Origin of the sequence: Pseudomonas sp. Cab53 (assembly GCF_018325965.1) — a bacterium.
Classification (GTDB): domain Bacteria; phylum Pseudomonadota; class Gammaproteobacteria; order Pseudomonadales; family Pseudomonadaceae; genus Aquipseudomonas; species Aquipseudomonas chlororaphis_E.
The window spans coordinates 3,240,748-3,257,380 of the sequence record NZ_AP021902.1; the positions used below are offsets into that span (position 1 = coordinate 3,240,748).

Genomic DNA, 16,633 nt, shown 5'->3' on the forward strand with positions numbered 1-16,633 from the left:
GCCTGCGGTCACCAATCCGGTACCGCCAGGCGCGTCGATAACAGGCTGGAGCGCTTGATGAGTTTGTTCAAACGCAGCACAACGACTGCGAAAGGTTTTGACTGGGCCGGGCTTGGCTGGCTGTTTCTGTTCTTCTGGTATTTTTCGGGCATAACCCAACTGCTCATTCTGCTCAGCGACACGTCCGGCTTCACCGGGTTTCGCCAGGCATTCGTGATGAGTGCCCTGTGGCTGGCGCCCATGCTGCTCTTCCCCGCCCGCACCCGCCTGCTCGCGGCCCTGATCGGGATCGTGCTGTGGGCCTGTTCCATGGCGAGCCTGGGGTATTTCTTCATTTACCAGCAGGAATTTTCCCAGAGCGTCATCTTCATCATGTTCGAGTCGAACGTGGCGGAAGCCGGCGAATACATGACGCAGTATTTTGCCTGGTGGATGGTGCCGGCGTTCCTCGCCCACACCGTCGTGGGCTATCTGCTCTGGACCCGCCTGCGCCCGGTCTACCTGCCGCGTGGGCAGGCCATTGTCGCGGCGGCGGCCATCGTGGTCGCCGTGGTCGGCTATCCATTGATCAAGCAGACCCAGCGCACCGGCAGCTTCGCCGGTGGCCTGGAAAAATTCGAAGACCGCATCGAGCCCGCCGTGCCTTGGCAGATGGTCGTGGCCTACCGACGCTACGGCGAACAACTGGAAAACATGCAAGGCATGTTGCACAGCGCCAGCAAGATCGCGCCGCTGAATCACCTCAAGGACGCCATGGCCGACCAGCCGGCGACCCTGGTGCTGGTGATCGGTGAGTCGACCAACCGTCAACGCATGAGCCTCTATGGCTACCCGCGCGAAACCACGCCGGAACTGGACAAGCTCAAGGACCAGCTCGCGGTGTTCGACAACGTGATCACCCCGCGCCCCTACACCATCGAAGCGCTGCAGCAGGTGCTGACCTTCGCCGACGAGGAAAACCCGGAGCTGTACCTGAGCACGCCTTCGCTGGTGAGCATGATGAAGCAGGCCGGCTACAAGACCTTCTGGATCACCAACCAGCAGACCATGACCAAGCGCAACACCATGCTCACGACCTTCTCACAGCAGGCCGATGAGCAGGTGTACCTCAACAACAACCGCAACCAGAACGCCGCCCAGTACGACGGCGACGTGATCGAGCCCTTCAACAAGGCCCTGGCCGACAGTGCCCCGCGCAAGTTGATCGTGGTGCATCTGCTAGGCACCCACATGAGCTACCAGTACCGCTATCCGCCGACGTTCGATAAGTTCACCGACCGCCAGGGCGTGCCGGCAGGTGTGCGTGACGACCAACTGCCCACCTACAACAGCTACGACAACGCGGTGCTGTACAACGACTTCGTGGTTTCCAGCCTCATCAAGGACTACGCCAAGAGCGATCCCAACGGCTTCCTGCTGTACCTCTCGGACCACGGTGAAGACGTCTTCGACTCCCAGGGCCATGACACCCTGGGCCGCAACGAAGCCAAGCCGACCGCGCCGATGTACACCATCCCGTTCATGGCCTGGGCCTCGCCCAAGTGGCGCGAAAGCCATGACTGGAGCTTTGCCGGCGACCTGTCGCGGCCCTACAGCAGCTCGCACCTGATCCACACCTGGGCAGACCTGGCGGGCCTGAGCTTCGACGAGCTGGATCACAGCAAGAGCCTGGTCAGCGACCAGTTCAAAGCGCGACCACTGATGATCGGCAACCCGTATGAAAGCCAGCACAAGGGCCTGATCGATTTCAGCCTGATCAAACCCAAGGCGCCTGTGGCTGAAATCGTCCAGAAATGATCGAAAACGGCAGAATGCCCCTGGCTTCTGCCATGACCATTTCCATTTCACATCGGTAGTACCGACGGCGTGGGGCCGACGGCGAGGGCCCGGTCAGGCGGGTTGACCAAAACGTTGCATCTGCATTTCCTGGAGCCGACTGAGCGTGCGGCGAAACGGGAATTGCAGATAACCTTCGGTGTACAAGTCTTCCATCGGCACCTCGGCGCACAGGTACAGCGGCACCTTGCGGTCGTAGCACTCGTCGACCAGGGCAATGAAACGCCGCACGCCATCGTCATGGACTGACAATTGCGGCAGTTCACGGTCGCCGGCCTCCACCCGCTCGACCCCATCCTCGGTACCACGGGCAATGCGCCCTTCGCGCTGTTCGGCGCTCAGGCAAGGCACATCGCCGAGCAGGATGACGCTGAAACGGTCACACAAGGCCATGAAATCCAGCGCCGAGAACGGTTGCTCACAAAGATCGGCGTAGCGGCTCCAGAGCACCGTATCGCCAGCCCGGACAGGCTCGAGCTGGCGATGGCCGACCTCAATCGGCCCGCTGGCGAGCGTTTGCCCACCCGCCAACTGGTCAAAGACCGCGGCAAACGGGTCGGGTTGCCCGCAGTCGCGTACCCAGTAGCGTTGCTGCACCGTGCCCGGGTGTTGGCGATGGTCCTGCCACCCGTTCACCGGCACCACTTGCATGTATTGCTTGATCGCGCTGATGGTCGGCAGGAAGCGTTCACGGTTGTGGCCGTTGGCATAGAGTTCTTCGGGCGGCAGGTTGGACGTACTGACGATCACCATGCCTTGTTCGAACATCACCTGGAACAGCCGTCCGAGGATGATGGCGTCGCCGATGTCGGTGACGAACAATTCGTCGAAGCACAGCACCCGCACCTCGGCACTCAGCTCCCGGGCCAAGGCCTGCAAAGGGTCCGGTGTGCCGGTCAGTTGGAAGGAGCGCTGGTGCACCCAGGCCATGAAGTGATGGAAGTGCTGGCGGCGCGCCGGCACTTTGAGGCTCTCGTAGAAGCGGTCCATCAGCCAGGTCTTGCCACGGCCCACCGGCCCCCACAGGTAAACGCCCTTGATCGACTTGCGGCCTTCGCCCAATGCCTTGTGGCATTGTTCCAGGGCCATGATCGCCAGTTCCTGGGCCTCGTCCTGGACGAAGCCGTGGTGTTCGATGGCGTGCTGCCAGGCACTCAGGGGGGAGTCAGTCATGCGGCCCAGGTCCGGGGGAAGAAGGACCGGGAGTATGCCATGTGAAGGCATCGAAAAACCTGTGGCGAGGGGATTTATCCCCGTTGGGGCGCGTAGCGGCCCTGTCTTTTTGCGGTTGCTGCGCAACCGATCGGGGATAAATCCCCTCGCCACAACAGCGTTCACTTCAGAGCGACAGAAACACTAGACCGAGATATCCAGCCGGCTGATCTTGCCCTGTTCGTCGAGCCGGAAGGTGTAGCGCAACTCCAGCGGGCTGCCGGGAAAGGTGCCGGAGATCAGGTTCTGCACCAGCACCTTGCCGGTACGTTGCTGCACATTGAGCACTTGCACCCTTGGCTGGTAGCGCTGGGCGGTGTCTTCCATCCATTGGGCGATGGCCTGGGCACCGAGGCGGTGGTGGCCTTCATCGAACACGCTGGCGTTTTCGGCGAAGAAACGCGTCACCGCCGAGCTGTCACGGGCGTTGGCGGCGGCAATATAGCCGGCGATGGCCGGGGCCAGGGAAGAGACGGGGTTGGACATGGCAGGGCTCCTTGTTTTATCGATCTGGCGCCATGCTAGAACACTGCTGTGTCAGTTTTTGTCAGGAGTGAAGCGCCCGTTTTCGTCCAGTTGCATCAGTGCGAACCAGGCGCGCAACAGGTCGCTGCGCCGCCCGGGGTAGCGCTCGCCCTGCTCGGCGGCCGAGGCAATCCGGTCGGTGCGGAAGGTACGGTAGGCCCCTCGCAATTCGCACCAGGCCACCACTACCCGCGCCTCGTTGAAAAAGCCCAGGGCCAGCGGCCAGATCAACCGCTGGCTGGGGGTCTTGTTCACGTCGGCGTAATCGATGTGCAGCTTGGCCTGGGTGCGAATGGCCTGGCGATAGACATTCAACTGCACGGTGTTCTGCGGGTAGCCATAACCCGGCGGCCCGGGCAGCACCGTGGGATTGCGCAAGGCGTCACGAACGTCCGGGGCAAGCACCGCCTCCACCTTCGCCAACGCGTCGGCGGCAGCCTTGCCCAGCACGTCGTCGCCACGCTGGTCCACGTAGCGCAAGCCCAGCACGATGGCTTCGATCTCATCGGCGGTGAACATCAGTGGCGGCAGGAACAGCCCACTGCGCAAGACATAGCCAATGCCCGCCTCACCCTGGATCGGCGCACCGAGGGCCGTCAGCTCAGCGATGTCACGGTACAAGGTACGCTCGGACACGTTCAGCTCGACAGCCAATGTCGCGGCGGTAACCGGGCAACGCTTGCCCCGCAAGACTTGCAGCAAAGTGAGCAGCCGGGTAGTACGCGACACGATGGGCGATCCGCAGGGAAATAATTGCCGCAGATTAGCAGAGACGGGTGTCAGAAAATGTCAGGAGCCAGCCTTTTCATGGCCAGGCGCCGGTTGCCGATAATTGCGGTAGCCTGATGACTGCCAGCCCCCCTGATTTCCATTGCGAGAGTTGACCATGCGCAGATTGTTCGGCCTGTCCCTGCTACTGATGTTGCTCAGCCTGAGCGCCTGCGCCCTGTTCCCGCAGCGCGACCCGCTGACGATCAACGTGGTCGGCATTGAGCCGCTGCCCAGCCAGGATCTGGAAATGCGTTTTGCCGTGAAGCTGCGCGTGCAGAACCCCAACGACACCACCCTGGACTACAACGGCGTGGCGCTGGACCTGGAAGTCAACGGTCGGCCCCTGGCCTCGGGGGTCAGCGACCAGACCGGCTCCCTCCCCCGGTTTTCCGAAACAATACTGAGCATCCCGGTGAGCATCTCGGCGTTTTCCGTACTGCGCCAGACCCTCGGCCTGAGCCAGACCCAAAGCCTGGATAACCTGCCTTACGTGCTCAGGGGCAAACTCGCCGGCGGAGTGTTCGGCACCCGGCGCTTCGTCGACCGAGGCACCCTCGACTTACGCGGTTCCACGGCCACCTGGTGAATCATTGGATGAAACGCACACCCGGCTTGGCCCGTTCATCCACCACCAGTTCGAAGATGTCGGGCCGGGCGTAATGGCCGACCACGTCGTAGTCGTACCGCGCGCGCACCAGCTCATCGGTATCGATTTCAGCGGTGAGCAACCCGGCGCAGTCCTTCAAAGGCCCGGCCAGCACATCGCCCATGGGCCCAACGATCATGCTACCGCCCGCGATCAACGGGCGTTCGGCAGGCCAGTTCGCAACCTCGATGCCCAACGCTTGCGGCGAGGCCTGAACCTGGCAGGCACTGACCACGAAACAGCGCCCCTCGTGGGCAATGTGGCGCAAGGTCACTTGCCACATCTCGCGCTCATCCACCGTTGGCGCACACCAGACGTCCACGCCTTTGGCATACATCGCGGTGCGCAGCAGCGGCATCATGTTTTCCCAGCACACCGCCGCGCCCACGCGACCGACCTGGCTGTCGATCACCGGCAGGGTCGAGCCGTCGCCCTTGCCCCAGATCAACCGTTCGGTGCCCGTCGGCATCAGCTTGCGATGCCGGGCCACCAGGCCCGCCTCGGGTTCGAAGTACAGCGCGGTGCAGTACAAGGTACTGGCGCAGCGCTCGATCACGCCCAGCACCAGGCTGGCGCCCGTGCGTGCCGACAATCCGGCCAGGGCTTCGGTTTCGACCCCGGGCACGTCGATGGCATTGGCGAAATAGCGGGCAAACGCTTCGCGTCCTTCCGGCAGGCGATACCCCAGTTGAGTGCCGAAACCTTCGCCCTTGGGGTAGCCACCCAGCAGGGCTTCGGGCATCACCACCAGGCGCGCCCCCGCCTCGCGGATGGCGTCTTCATAAGAAAGGATCTGGGCCAGGGTGTCGCCCTTGCCGCCGGACAACGAACCGATTTGCAGGGCCGCCACAATGGATTTGGGCATGGTGTTCAACTCCGTCATCAACAAGTGTTGCTGATTTTCCGGCGTCGACCGATCATGAATAAAGCCCCAACCGCTGCTAAATGATATGAGCGTTATGAATATCGCCGACATCGACCTCAATCTGCTCAAGACTTTCGAAGCGCTGCATGACGAGTCCAGCGCCAGCCGTGCCGCCCTGCGCCTGGGTGTGACCCAGTCGGCCATCAGCGCCGCATTGCGCAGGCTGCGCAGCCTGTATGACGATCAACTGTTCGTGCGCACCGGTCGGGGCCTGGCGCCGACGTTGCGAGCCAACCAGTTGAAGCCGGTGATCAGCGAAGCCTTGAACAAATGCCGCCAGAGCCTGGCGATGGTGGACCCGCACGCCAACCATTATCAGGGGCGCTCGGTCATCGTCGGGCTGTCCGACGACTTCGAGATCGCCTACGGACGGCGCCTGGTAGAAGAAGTGGCGCAGCGTGCACCGGGCCTGCGCCTGATTTTTCGCCAGACCCACAGCCAGATCGTTGGCCTGGCGCTGATGGAGCGTCACCTCGACCTGGCGATCACGGCCGGCGGTTTCGCCCAGCGGCTGCTCAGCCGCCAGGTGCTGGGGGAAGGCGACTACGCTTGCCTGGTCGACCCGGCCAGCCTGGCGCAAGCCTCGCCGACCCTCAGCCTGGAGGCGTTCGTGGCCCGCGAGCACTTGTTGGTGTCTTCCGGTGGTTTTATCGGCATCACCGATGAAGGGTTGGCCGGGCTCGGCTTGAGTCGACGGGTGTCTGCCTCGACCACCCATTTCGCCGCGCTGCCTTTCCTGCTCAAGGGCAGCCAGGCCGTGGCGACCATTCCGACCCATGCCGCCCAGGCCATCGCGGCCCTCGGCGGCCTGGCGTTGCTGCCCTGCCCCCTGGCGCTGCCTCGCTACCCCATCGAACTCGGCTGGCGAACCCAATTGCAGATGGACCCGGCCGTGATCAAGGTTCGCGAGGCGATTGTCGCCGCCTTCGCGTAGGACTTACTTGTTGGCCGCCATCAGCCGGTTGACTTCACTGCGCACCATGTTGGCGTATTCCGGCGGCGACATGCCGTCCAGTTCGGCGCGCACCCACTCGGCCCACTTGCCCTTGCGCTTGGAACGCTCGCCGAACAGCCGCGCCGCATCACCCTTGGCCTTGCCCAGGTTGTTTTGCCACAGTTCAAAGAGTCGGGATTTTTCGTCTTCCAGGGCGGCGCGCTCGGCCAGGGGCTTGTCAGCCAGATTGAAGCTCATGGGAATTACCTGTTGCGTAAATAGGCGACATCTTACACCTTGCGGCGAACAGCCTTAACCCGCTTTTGGGAATGACCGGTTGCGAGCAGCCCCGTCGCAACTTTTAAGCCCGCGCAGCACTCCATAGTTCACTGCCATCATTTACAAGGAGATACACCATGGCGCGTAGAAGCACCGTGCAAGCAAACGGGGAGCAAATCAAGGACCAGGCCTTCAGCGAGCTGAAGGCGTTGATCGAAGAGTCGGAGAAGTTGCTCAAGAACAGCGCCGCACTGGTCGGCGAAGACGCGGAGAACCTGCGCGGCCAGATCTCCCAGAAACTGCAACAAGCCCTGGATTCCCTCGCCAGCGCGCGGGAGCGAACCCGCCCGATGGTCGACGCCACTGAAACCTACATCGGCGGCCACCCGTGGCAGACCGTGGCGATCTCCGCCGGGTTCGGGCTGGTGGTGGGCTTGCTGCTGGGACGGCGGTAAGCCACCCCTTGTGGGAGCGGGCTTGCCCGCGAAGGCGGTAGCACGGTCAAGTTCATCGCTGACTGACGCGCCGCTTTCGCGAGCAAGCTCGCTCCCACAATGAGGATGGCGGGCTGCTTGGGATTGAGACTCGACGCTAAACTTTGTGGGAGCGGGCTCCCGGTACAACTTGCACCCGCTAGCCCGCCCGCAGGATCGACGCATCCTCGCCCCGATACAACGCCTCGACTTTCTCCGCCCGCCACTGCAACACCGCACGCTGGTTGAGCGAACCCTTGTCGGTGACTTCACCACGGTCGATGGAAGCCGGCTCATCGAGCAGGGCAATCCATTCCACACGGCTGGCGTTACCGCTGGCCTGATGATTCAGGCGCTGCAACCATTCAGTGAACCATTGGCGCACCGCCGAGCTGGCCAGCACCTGGGCATCAGTGGCATCGGCGCCCAGCCCCGACAGGCGACGGCACTCGGGGAGTCGTGGAAACACCAACGCGCCCAGGCATTCGCGATCAGGCGCGGTGACCACCAGGTCCAGGACATAAGGCGTGCCTTCCAGCACGGCGCGATTGCGCAGTGGCCCGACGCTGACGAACACCCCGGACGACAACTTGAAGTCCTCGGCGATCCGCCCGTCGAACATCAGCCCCAATTGCGGATTGCTCGGGTCGGCCAGCTTGATCGCGTCACCGGAGCAATAGAACCCTTGCTCGTCGAAGACTTCCGCGGTCTGCTGCGGTGAGCGCCAGTAGCCCGGCATGATGTGCGGTCCGCGAAACCGGCCTTCAAACTTGCCGTCCACCGGTACCAGCCGCACCTCGCAGCCCGGGGCCGGCAGGCCGATGTAGCCGGCCATCGACAGCGGCCCGGTAGTGAAGGTGCAGGACGGCGCCGCCTCGGTCATGCCCAGCCCTGCCATCATGCGGATGCGTTCGCCGCAATGGGCCTCGGCGACCTTGTCGAGGCGGTCCCAGGTGCTTTGGGACAGGCCGGCGGCGGCAAAGAAAAACAAGCTGATGCGCTTGAAGAAACGCTCGCGCAGTTCGCCGTCCTGCTCCAGAGCGCTGACCAATTCTTCCCAGCCCTTGGGGACCGTCAGGTAGGCCGTGGGCGAAATCTCCTTAAGGTTGCGCAAGGTCTCGGCGAAGCCCTGGGCCGTGGGTTTGCCGTCATCCAGGTAAAACGTGCCACCGTTGTAGAGCACGATGCCGACGTTGTGGCTGCCACCGAACGTGTGGTTCCACGGCAACCAGTCCACCAGCACCGGCGGCGCCTCGCCAAACACCGGGAAGGTCTGTAGCAGCATCTGCTGGTTGGCACAGAGCATGCGCTGGGTGGTGATCACGGCTTTGGGCAACTTGGTCGAGCCTGACGTGAACAGGAACTTGGCGATGCTGTCCGGCCCCGTGGCGGCGAACGCCCGCTCCGCCGCCTCGCCGCCAGGCTGGGCCAGCAGGCTGGAGAAGCGCGTCATAGCGCGGCCCGGCAGCTCGCCACGCACGCTGATCAAGGGTACGTTGGCCGGCAGCACGGCATTGATCGCTCGCTCGAAAGGCGCCGTGTCGCTGACAAACACCAGCCCGGGCTGCAGCAAGTCGCAGACGTGACGCAGCTTGGCGAAGTCCTGGGACAGCAGCGAATAGGCCGGCGACACCGGGCAATACGGGATCCCGGCGTACATCGCGCCCAGGGCCATTTGCAGGTGTTCGATGTCGTTGCCCGACAGCAGCGCCAAGGGTTTTTCCGCCGACAAACCAAAGCCCAGCAGGCTTTCGGCGATGGCGCGGACACTGTCGAGCATCTGCGCGTAGCTGACCCGGCGCCAGTCACCTCCCCCGTCGCGGGCGGCGATGAAGGTGTGCTGCGGGCGGACTTCGGCCCAGTGCACCAGGCGATCGAGCAAACGCGCCGGCAAAGGCGCCAAGGGTTCCAGGGAACGCATGTGCAAGATGCCGTGCTCTTCCCTGACTTCTACGGCGGGATGACCGATCGACACCTGGCGATAACGCCCGGCCGGCGTCCGGGAGGACGATCTGAACTCGGAACTCACGTACATTTCCTCCACCAAGGCACGGTCGGCTCGCATGAAACGAGCGGAGCGTGGCAGCGTCTGGCTGCGGCCTTGTCATTATTATTGGCCTGCATCGCGGCGGCGCTGGGCCGCCGACGATGCGACGGGTTTCAGATCGGGTAATGCCGGGCGCCATTCTGCAAGGTCACCCAGCGCAACTGGGTGAAATGCTCGATGGATGCCTTGCCGCCAAAGCTGCCATAGCCACTGGACTTGACCCCGCCGAAAGGCATCTGCGCTTCGTCGTGCACGGTCGGGCCGTTGATGTGGCAGATGCCCGATTCGACACGCTGGGCCAAGGCCAGGGCACGGGTGGTATCACGGCTGAAGATTGCCGCCGACAAGCCGAACTCGGAGTCATTGGCCAGGCGCAGCAGGGCTTCGTCGCCGTCACCGCGCAGCAGCACGGCCACTGGCCCGAAAGACTCCTCGCGGTACAAGCGCATGTCGGCGGTGACGTTGTCGAGCAAGGTCGGCTGCAGGATGCTGCCGTCCAACTGCCCGCCCGCCACCAGCTTCGCGCCCTTGCCCAAGGCATCGTCGATCAACCCCTTGATGCGCTGGCCGGCACTGGCATCCACCAGCGAGCCCAGCACCGAATCACCGTTTGCCGGGTCACCGGCGCGCAACGTGGCGATCTTCGCGCTCAAGCGCTCGACAAAGGCATCGGCGACACTGGTGTCGACAATCAGCCGCTCGGTGGACATGCAGATCTGTCCCTGGTTGAAGTACGCCCCGAAGGCGGCCGCCTCTACCGCCGCATCCAGGTCGGCGTCGTCCAGCACCAGCAACGGTGCCTTGCCGCCCAGTTCGAGCAAGGCCGGCTTGAGGTGCCGCGCCGACAGTTCACCGACAATTCGCCCGACGTGGGTCGATCCGGTGAAATTGACGCGGCGCACGGCCGGATTGGCGATCAGCCGCTCGACAATCGCCGGCGCATCGGCTGGCGCGTTGCAGATCACGTTGACCACCCCGTCGCCCAGGCCGGCGTCCTGAAGGACCTGGCCGATCAGCCGGTGCACCGCCGGGCTGATCTCGGACGCCTTGAGCACTACGGTGTTGCCACAGGCCAGGGGCATGGCGATGGCGCGAGTGGCGAGAATCACCGGGGCGTTCCACGGCGCAATGCCGAGCACCACGCCGCAGGGCTGGCGCAGGGCCATGGCAAAACTGCCGGGCACGTCCGAAGGGATGATTTCGCCGTTGATCTGGGTGGTCATCGACGCCGCTTCGCGCAGCATGTTGGCCGCCAGGTGTACGTTGAATCCGTACCAGTTGGCCATGGCGCCGGTTTCGCCGGCGGCGGCGATGAACTCGCCGCTGCGGGCTTGCAACTGTTCGGCGGCGCGCAGCAAACGCGTGCGGCGCTCGTTGGGCGCCAGCGCGGCCCAGGCGGGGAACGCGGCTTGGGCCGCGGCCACGGCGGCGTCGGCATCTTCCAGGGTGGCGGCGGCGACGCGCGAGACCACGTCACCGGTCACCGGGTTGCAGCGCTCGAAGGTCCGACCGTCACGGGCCGGGCACGACTGGCCGCCGATCAACAGGGGCACGTCCAGCATGGTGATTCCTCTTTATTGTCTTTATCGGGAATGCAGCGCAGCGGTGTAACAGTAGCGCCGGGGCGACGCGGCGAACAGCGGGATGCGGCCCGCTATCGCCTGTCGCCTCAGCGCTTATAGGTTTGCAAGCCAGGCTTGATGGTCTTGTCGTCCAGGAACTGCTTCATGCCCTGTTCGCGACCGCCTTCGGTGTCCAGCAGGCGCGACTGGTCGAGCTTGGCGTACAGGTAATCCTCGTTCTGCTCCCAGGTCAGCTCGCGGCAGCGTTTGAAGCCATGCTTGGCCGCCCGCAGCACCACCGGGTTTTTCTCCAGCAGGTTGCGCGCCAGCTCCACGGTGACTTCGAGCAGTTGCGCCAGGGGCACGCTTTCGTTGACCAGGCCCATTTCAGCGGCTTTCTGCCCGCCGAATGTCTTGCCGGTCATGATGTAGTACAGCGACTGGCGATGACCCACGGTGTCGGCCATGGCCTTGCTGACCAGGTTGCCGGGCGGGATGCCCCAGTTGATTTCCGAAAGCCCGAAGGTCGCTTCGTTGGCACAGATCGCCAGGTCGCACGCCACCAGCGGGCTGAAACCGCCGCCGAAGCACCAGCCGTTGACCATGGCGATGGTCGGCTTGGCGTACATGCGCAGCAGTTTCCACTGCCATTGGGAGGCCTCGCGGCGGATTTTTTCCTGGAGGATTTCCGGCCCGGCATCCACTTCGCGGAAATATTCCTTGAGGTCCATCCCGGCGGTCCAGGCATCCCCTGCCCCGGTCAACACCAGGACGCCGGCGGCCGGGTCCTGCTCCAGGGTCTCGAGCACGTCGATCATCTCGCGATTGAGGGTCGGGCTCATGGCGTTGCGTTTTTCCGGGCGGTTGAGCGTGACCCAGGCGATGCCCTCTTCGATCTCGACCTTGACCGTTTTCCAGCGACCTTCGTAGTTGCTCATGATGCGGGCTCTCTTGTTCTTTGGCTGAAGATGAGCAAAAACTAAACCTGAAATTTAGTTATGTCAATTAACTATTAACCGATTTACCTGTGTTTTTTCAGCGATGCGAAGGCAGCTGCAAATCAGGAATTCGCGCTCGCCCATAGCCAGGGCGTCGCAACCTCGGCAAAATGCATAGCCTTATTAATTACTCATCCCAAGGATGCTCATTTCGATGGCCAAGTCTTCCAAGCTTGCCGAAACCGCCGAGCCCGTGGCCGCCGGTGCCGAGGCGCCGCTGGACACTGCGCTGGACGACCTGATCGGTTACGCCCTGCGTCGCGCCCAGTTGAAACTGTTCCAGAACCTGATCGGTCGGCTGGCCGTCCACGACCTGCGGCCTGCACAGTTCTCGGCCCTGGCGATCATCGACCAGAACCCCGGCCTGATGCAGGCTGACCTGGCCAGGGCCCTGGCCATCGAACCGCCGCAAGTGGTGCCGCTGCTGAACAAACTGGAAAGCCGGGCCCTGGCCGTACGCGTGCGCTGCAAGCCGGACAAGCGTTCCTATGGGATTTTCCTGAGCAAGAGCGGGGAAACCCTGCTCAAGGAACTCCAGCAGATCGCCGCCCAGAGCGACCTGGACTCCACGACAGCGCTGTCGGACGATGAGCGGGAGCAATTGCTGCGGTTGCTGAAGAAGGTGTACCAGCAGTAAGGCCCGCACCCAGCCCTGTGGCGAGAGGATCATCCTCGCCACGGGTCTGGCGACGCTTCACCAGATCGGCACGTTGTAGGTCACCAGGAAGCGGGTCTGGTTCTCATCGCGAAACGCCGCGGTGCCCGGAAAGTCATTGCGGTAGATCGATTTGCGCGCCAGCAGCCCGACGTTCTTCAGCGGACCACTCTGGATCACGTAGCCCAACTCCATCTGGAACTCTCGCTCCTTGCGATCCTCGGCACCGAGGGCCGCCAACTCGATGTGGTCTCCCCGGACATAACGTAGCCTTGTCCTCAGGCCCGGCACACCGACCGCGGCGAAGTCATAGTCATGGATCGCCTGCCAGGTGCGTTCCTTGGCATTGAGGAAATCCGAACTCATGGTCATCTCGCTCAAGCCCATCAACTCGGTGCCCGACACGTAGGGTGTGGCCGTGTCGCCGCTGGCGTGCATGTAGCCCAGGCTCAATCGATGCCCGCCCAGGCGATAGCCGACCAGTGCCGACACATTGATGTTATCGACCTTGCCGGCCTTGGCAGTCCCGTCCTCGCCGCTGAAGAAGCTGCGCAGATCGGTGGTCAACACCCCGTCGCCCAACGGCAGGTCATGCAGCAGCGCCAGGGTGTCCTGACGGTATAGGTCGGCCACTTCGGCGTGATAGGCGCGCAGGCTCAGGCTCTTGCCGACTTGATAGTCGCCGCCGACATAGGCCATGTGGGACGTCGTCGCCGCGCCATTGAAGCGCCGGTTGGGCGCGGCAATGCTCATGGGTTGGTAATCGGTGGAATCGCGTCGGTTGAGGCGGTCGATGTAGCCGGTGTTCAAGGTCAGGCCGTCGATGTCCTTGCTGCTGAGGGTCGTGCCACGAAACGTCTGCGGCAACAGGCGTGACGGACTGGCAAAGGCGAACGGCAGGAAGATCGAGACATCGCCGGTCTTCACCGTCGTCTGGCCAACGCGCAACTTGCCGGTGATGGCCAGGCGCGAATATTCATCGGCGGCACGCTTGTCACTGCTGGACACCGGCAATAACTCGGTGCCGCTGCGGTCCGGCGACGAATCCAGCTTGATCCCGAGCAAGCCGCGGGCATCCAGGCCGAACCCTACCGTGCCGGGCGTAAATCCCGACTCCATGTTTACGATCGCCGCCTGGGCCCATTCCCGGGCCGCGGTCTTGGCGCCGTCGTCCTTGTAGTCGCGGTCCATGTAGTAATTGCGCAGGGTCAGGGTGCCGTGGCTGTCATCGATGAATCCTTCTGCCAGCGCCGCGCTGGAACCCAGGCTCAATCCCAGGCAGGCCAGCAGTTGAACGAAGGGTGAAACAGGGGCCGCCGCCAGGGCGGCCCGCGCAAGATTCGGCATGTCCTATGTCCACTTATTGTTGTTGTTTTTGATCACCCTCGACGCCTTCGGGTCGGGGCTCTGGGCAAGGAGAATGGAAAGGCCGTGCAGGTTTCGTCAACTCAACCGTCCGATAATCGAACGTTAATATCGTTAACAAATTAAGCCGTAGCGCTAAAAACATATTTCAACCTATTGATTTAATTGTCTATTTTTGCCATCCGAGTCACTTCCTCTCATCCATTCACTTTTTAGTTAGCTTTGTTAATCTAAATTGCGCTGGTCGCTCTCGGTCAGCGCCCCAGGACAAAAACAATAAGAGGATTTGCCATGAACCAGCCGACACGTCGTGCGACGTTGACCATTGCCTTGTGTTTCATCGTTGCGCTGATCGAGGGGTTTGACTTGCAGTCGGCCGGCACCGCCGCCGCGGGCTTGCGGCAGACATTCACCCTCGACCCCAAAATGATGGGCTGGGTCTTCAGTGCCGGGATCATCGGCCTGCTGCCCGGGGCGTTCTTCGGTGGCTGGATCGCCGACCGCATTGGCCGCAAGAAAATCCTCATCGCCGCCGTCCTGCTGTTCGGCGTGTTCTCCCTCAGCACGGCCTACGTCGAGCAGTTCTCCAGCCTGCTGCTGGTGCGTTTCATGACGGGCCTGGGCCTGGGTGCCGCCCTGCCCAACCTCATTGCCCTGTGCGCCGAAGCCGTGGGTGAGCAGCGTCGCGGTACGGCAATCAGCGTGATGTACGCCGGGGTTCCGCTGGGCGGCGCGCTGGCGGCGGTGGTCGCCATGTTGTTTGGCGAGCACTGGCAGATGACGTTTTTCATCGGCGGACTGGCACCGCTGCTGGTGGTGCCGTTGATGCTGCTGTGGCTTCCCGAGTCCAGCGCCTTTCGCCAGGTCCGGGAGGTCGGTGGCGACGCGCGTGCTTCAACCGGCCAGGCACTGTTCGGCGAAGGTCGAGGCCGGACCACCCTGGCCCTCTGGCTGAGCTATTTCTTCACGCTGACGGTCATGTACATGCTGCTCAACTGGCTGCCGTCGCTGCTGCTGGAACAAGGCTTCAGCAAGCCCCAGGCGGGCCTGGTCCAGATGCTGTTCAACATCGGTGGCACCCTGGGTTCGTTGATTGGCGGCCTGTTGCTGGACCGCTGCAATGGTTTGAAGGTGGTGCTGTTCGTCTACGCCGGGCTTCTCAGCGCCCTGGCCGGGGTCGGGTTATCGGTGGGCATCGTGCCGATGGCCATCGCCGGGTTCGCCGCCGGGCTGTTTGTCATGGCCGCGCAATTGGTGCTCTACGCACTGGCGCCGCCCGCCTACCCCACGGCCGTGCGCGCCACGGGCGTCGGTGCAGCGGTAGCCATCGGGCGCCTGGGTTCGGTCGCTGGCCCCCTGGCCGCTGGGCAGATCCTGGCGGCCGGCGCGGGAACCACCGGCGTGCTGCTGGCGACATCACCCGGGCTGCTGATTGCCGCCGTGGCGGCGATCAGTGTGATGGCCCGTGCCGCGACGGTGGGTCAGGCGCACGTGGCCCGTTGAGCCAACAGCCGGCGATATTCGCTGGGTGTCTGGTTCATCTCGATGCGAAAGTGCCGGTTGAAATTGGACAGGTTGTTGTACCCCACCTCGAAACAGATCTCGGTCACCGGCAATTCGCTGTGCAACAGCAAGCGGCAGGCACGCTGGACCCGCAGCTTGCGCATCAGGTCGACAAAACCATGCCCGGTGATGCGCTTGAAGAAGCGCGAGAAACCGGGCTCGCTCATGTTCAGCCGCCGGGCGATCTCTGACAGGCGCAGGTCACCGGTGAGTTCGGCGTGCAGGTATTCGAAAGCCTGATGGATGCGCTCGCTGCTGCGGGCATCGAGAGTCGGCGCATAGCAAGGGCTTGCCAGGCTCAGCACGTCGGTGTCAGGGGCCTGGCCCAGGGCTTCGAGCAACTCGAGGAACAGCGCCAGGCGCTTGAGCCCCCGGGCCGGGCCGATGGCTTCGAGCAACTGCGCGGCACGCCGTGCGGTGTCGCCGCTGAAGGCCAGGCCACGATGGGCGCGCTCGAACAGCCCCTGCACCTGCGCCAGCTCGGGCAAGGTCGGACGCAAGGCCAGCCACGCCGCACCGTCGAACTGCAGGACCACATCGCGCCCCGCCAGGTATTCGTCGGGGGCCAGGTCCGCCATCCAGTCGTGGGGCAAGCCGGGACCGATCATCGCCACATGGCCGGGACCGAAAGGCCCGATGTAGTCGCCCGCCAACAACTTCCCGCTGCCCTGGCGAATCAGGTGGATTTCGAACTCGGGGTGGTGGTTCCAGCGCGCCAGGGGGTACGGGTAATCGTGCTCGTACCAACGAAAACTGTGCTCGGGCTCGGGCAGGATGACCTCCAGCTCGGCCGGGCGCTGCTCGAACAGGGGTGCTCGGTGATCAGGCATGTTGCATCTCGT

The 16,633-nt window shown here is 63.4% G+C and carries 16 protein-coding genes; 6 read left to right on the forward strand and 10 right to left on the reverse strand.

All coding sequences use genetic code 11. The annotated features are described in order from the left end of the window. Positions 1 to 57 precede the first annotated feature (57 nt). On the forward strand, positions 58 to 1,797 hold the full coding sequence (locus KI241_RS14095; RefSeq protein ID WP_042730459.1) for a phosphoethanolamine transferase CptA: 1,740 nt from the start codon (positions 58 to 60) through the stop codon (positions 1,795 to 1,797). Between the two features lie 93 nt (positions 1,798 to 1,890). Here the strand turns inward: KI241_RS14095 and zapE are convergent, their stop codons facing one another. The 3 genes from zapE to KI241_RS14110 form a co-directional block, all read right to left on the reverse strand. Further along, the gene (zapE, locus tag KI241_RS14100; RefSeq protein WP_212802610.1) at positions 1,891 to 3,009 is read right to left on the reverse strand and encodes a cell division protein ZapE; all 1,119 of its coding nucleotides are present in this window, start codon (positions 3,007 to 3,009) and stop codon (positions 1,891 to 1,893) included. 183 nt (positions 3,010 to 3,192) lie between these two features. Then, positions 3,193 to 3,534, reverse strand: a complete 342-nt coding sequence (locus tag KI241_RS14105; RefSeq protein WP_042732615.1) for a nuclear transport factor 2 family protein — start codon at positions 3,532 to 3,534, stop codon at positions 3,193 to 3,195. Positions 3,535 to 3,585: 51 nt separating this feature from the next. Then, positions 3,586 to 4,302 (reverse strand): YafY family protein, encoded by a 717-nt coding sequence (locus KI241_RS14110; RefSeq protein WP_042732614.1) that lies wholly within the window; start codon positions 4,300 to 4,302, stop codon positions 3,586 to 3,588. A gap of 157 nt (positions 4,303 to 4,459) precedes the next feature. Here KI241_RS14110 and KI241_RS14115 point away from each other — a divergent pair, with 157 nt between their 5' ends. Next, a complete protein-coding gene (locus KI241_RS14115) occupies positions 4,460 to 4,930 on the forward strand; it encodes an LEA type 2 family protein (protein WP_042732613.1) in 471 nt (156 codons plus the stop codon). 1 nt (position 4,931) lies between these two features. On the opposite strand, the gene KI241_RS14120 is transcribed toward KI241_RS14115, so the two are convergent. Continuing rightward, complete coding sequence (locus KI241_RS14120) at positions 4,932 to 5,855, reverse strand: carbon-nitrogen hydrolase family protein (RefSeq protein ID WP_212802611.1); 924 nt, start codon at positions 5,853 to 5,855, stop codon at positions 4,932 to 4,934. Positions 5,856 to 5,940: 85 nt separating this feature from the next. Between KI241_RS14120 and KI241_RS14125 the strand changes: the two genes are divergently transcribed. Then, positions 5,941 to 6,849 (forward strand): LysR substrate-binding domain-containing protein, encoded by a 909-nt coding sequence (locus KI241_RS14125; protein ID WP_047738755.1) that lies wholly within the window; start codon positions 5,941 to 5,943, stop codon positions 6,847 to 6,849. A gap of 3 nt (positions 6,850 to 6,852) precedes the next feature. Here the strand turns inward: KI241_RS14125 and KI241_RS14130 are convergent, their stop codons facing one another. Beyond that, complete coding sequence (locus tag KI241_RS14130) at positions 6,853 to 7,107, reverse strand: hypothetical protein (RefSeq protein WP_003181187.1); 255 nt, start codon at positions 7,105 to 7,107, stop codon at positions 6,853 to 6,855. Between the two features lie 158 nt (positions 7,108 to 7,265). Here KI241_RS14130 and KI241_RS14135 point away from each other — a divergent pair, with 158 nt between their 5' ends. Next, positions 7,266 to 7,583 carry a DUF883 family protein gene (locus KI241_RS14135; protein ID WP_042732611.1) on the forward strand — a complete coding sequence of 106 codons (318 nt, stop codon included), beginning with the start codon at positions 7,266 to 7,268 and terminating at the stop codon, positions 7,581 to 7,583. 178 nt (positions 7,584 to 7,761) lie between these two features. Here KI241_RS14135 and KI241_RS14140 read toward each other — a convergent pair whose 3' ends face one another. From KI241_RS14140 to KI241_RS14150, 3 genes are all read right to left on the reverse strand, one after another. After that, entirely contained in the window at positions 7,762 to 9,630 is a 1,869-nt protein-coding gene (locus KI241_RS14140; RefSeq protein ID WP_123579155.1) for a feruloyl-CoA synthase, read from the reverse strand. Positions 9,631 to 9,761: 131 nt separating this feature from the next. Continuing rightward, positions 9,762 to 11,210 (reverse strand): aldehyde dehydrogenase, encoded by a 1,449-nt coding sequence (locus KI241_RS14145; RefSeq protein ID WP_042732034.1) that lies wholly within the window; start codon positions 11,208 to 11,210, stop codon positions 9,762 to 9,764. A gap of 107 nt (positions 11,211 to 11,317) precedes the next feature. Beyond that, complete coding sequence (locus tag KI241_RS14150) at positions 11,318 to 12,148, reverse strand: p-hydroxycinnamoyl CoA hydratase/lyase (protein WP_212802612.1); 831 nt, start codon at positions 12,146 to 12,148, stop codon at positions 11,318 to 11,320. 214 nt (positions 12,149 to 12,362) lie between these two features. Between KI241_RS14150 and KI241_RS14155 the strand changes: the two genes are divergently transcribed. Next, on the forward strand, positions 12,363 to 12,845 hold the full coding sequence (locus KI241_RS14155) for a MarR family transcriptional regulator (RefSeq protein WP_042732036.1): 483 nt from the start codon (positions 12,363 to 12,365) through the stop codon (positions 12,843 to 12,845). Positions 12,846 to 12,902: 57 nt separating this feature from the next. Here the strand turns inward: KI241_RS14155 and KI241_RS14160 are convergent, their stop codons facing one another. Further along, the gene (locus tag KI241_RS14160; RefSeq protein ID WP_042732037.1) at positions 12,903 to 14,210 is read right to left on the reverse strand and encodes an OprD family porin; all 1,308 of its coding nucleotides are present in this window, start codon (positions 14,208 to 14,210) and stop codon (positions 12,903 to 12,905) included. A gap of 309 nt (positions 14,211 to 14,519) precedes the next feature. On the opposite strand from KI241_RS14160, the gene mhpT reads away from it, so the two are divergent. After that, positions 14,520 to 15,731 (forward strand): 3-(3-hydroxy-phenyl)propionate transporter MhpT, encoded by a 1,212-nt coding sequence (mhpT, locus tag KI241_RS14165; RefSeq protein WP_212802613.1) that lies wholly within the window; start codon positions 14,520 to 14,522, stop codon positions 15,729 to 15,731. Here mhpT and KI241_RS14170 read toward each other — a convergent pair. Next, positions 15,710 to 16,621, reverse strand: a complete 912-nt coding sequence (locus KI241_RS14170) for an AraC family transcriptional regulator (RefSeq protein WP_212802614.1) — start codon at positions 16,619 to 16,621, stop codon at positions 15,710 to 15,712. The genes mhpT and KI241_RS14170 overlap by 22 nt on opposite strands. Between the last annotated feature and the right edge of the window lie 12 nt (positions 16,622 to 16,633).

Coding starts and splice junctions, on each gene's coding strand:
- KI241_RS14150 (WP_212802612.1), bottom strand. CDS start 12,148: ATGAGCAACTACGAAGGTCGCTGGAAAACGGTCAAGGTCGAGATCGAA.
- KI241_RS14160 (WP_042732037.1), bottom strand. CDS start 14,210: ATGCCGAATCTTGCGCGGGCCGCCCTGGCGGCGGCCCCTGTTTCACCC.
- KI241_RS14115 (WP_042732613.1), top strand. CDS start 4,460: ATGCGCAGATTGTTCGGCCTGTCCCTGCTACTGATGTTGCTCAGCCTG.
- KI241_RS14155 (WP_042732036.1), top strand. CDS start 12,363: ATGGCCAAGTCTTCCAAGCTTGCCGAAACCGCCGAGCCCGTGGCCGCC.
- KI241_RS14130 (WP_003181187.1), bottom strand. CDS start 7,107: ATGAGCTTCAATCTGGCTGACAAGCCCCTGGCCGAGCGCGCCGCCCTG.
- KI241_RS14095 (WP_042730459.1), top strand. CDS start 58: ATGAGTTTGTTCAAACGCAGCACAACGACTGCGAAAGGTTTTGACTGG.
- KI241_RS14135 (WP_042732611.1), top strand. CDS start 7,266: ATGGCGCGTAGAAGCACCGTGCAAGCAAACGGGGAGCAAATCAAGGAC.
- KI241_RS14120 (WP_212802611.1), bottom strand. CDS start 5,855: ATGCCCAAATCCATTGTGGCGGCCCTGCAAATCGGTTCGTTGTCCGGC.
- KI241_RS14170 (WP_212802614.1), bottom strand. CDS start 16,621: ATGCCTGATCACCGAGCACCCCTGTTCGAGCAGCGCCCGGCCGAGCTG.
- zapE (WP_212802610.1), bottom strand. CDS start 3,009: ATGACTGACTCCCCCCTGAGTGCCTGGCAGCACGCCATCGAACACCAC.
- KI241_RS14125 (WP_047738755.1), top strand. CDS start 5,941: ATGAGCGTTATGAATATCGCCGACATCGACCTCAATCTGCTCAAGACT.
- KI241_RS14145 (WP_042732034.1), bottom strand. CDS start 11,210: ATGCTGGACGTGCCCCTGTTGATCGGCGGCCAGTCGTGCCCGGCCCGT.
- KI241_RS14105 (WP_042732615.1), bottom strand. CDS start 3,534: ATGTCCAACCCCGTCTCTTCCCTGGCCCCGGCCATCGCCGGCTATATT.
- mhpT (WP_212802613.1), top strand. CDS start 14,520: ATGAACCAGCCGACACGTCGTGCGACGTTGACCATTGCCTTGTGTTTC.